The organism is Bacillus cereus group sp. BfR-BA-01523 (genome assembly GCF_022662615.1).
Taxonomy (GTDB): domain Bacteria; phylum Bacillota; class Bacilli; order Bacillales; family Bacillaceae_G; genus Bacillus_A; species Bacillus_A mycoides.
Genome location: NZ_JAKUDX010000037.1, coordinates 1 through 389 on the forward strand (window position 1 = coordinate 1; position 389 = coordinate 389).

Below are 389 nucleotides of genomic sequence, written 5' to 3' on the forward strand. Positions count from 1 at the left end.
CAGCGTTCATCCTGAGCCAGGATCAAACTCTCCAATAAAGTTAGTTTGTCTAGCATCTAAAAATAAAAATTGACGTTTACGTTGTTTGTTTCGTTCAGTTTTCAAAGAACTTTTTTGGTGGAGCCTAGCGGGATCGAACCGCTGACCTCCTGCGTGCAAGGCAGGCGCTCTCCCAGCTGAGCTAAGGCCCCAAACAAGTATCGGGAAGACAGGATTTGAACCTGCGACCCCCTGGTCCCAAACCAGGTGCTCTACCAAGCTGAGCCACTTCCCGAAAGAAAACGCGCCCGAGAGGAGTCGAACCCCTAACCTCTTGATCCGTAGTCAAACGCTCTATCCAATTGAGCTACGGGCGCATATGGTGCCGAGGGCGGGGGTCGAACCCGCAC

The 389-nt window shown here is 52.2% G+C and carries 3 tRNA genes; all 3 read right to left on the reverse strand.

The features are described 5' to 3' along the window. Positions 1–115: 115 nt before the first annotated feature. Positions 116–191: transfer RNA gene (locus MR066_RS27045), tRNA-Ala, on the reverse strand. Positions 192–200: 9 nt separating this feature from the next. After that, positions 201–274: transfer RNA gene (locus MR066_RS27050), tRNA-Pro, on the reverse strand. An 8-nt stretch (positions 275–282) separates the two neighbouring features. Further along, positions 283–356 (reverse strand) — tRNA-Arg (locus MR066_RS27055). Positions 357–389 lie beyond the last annotated feature (33 nt).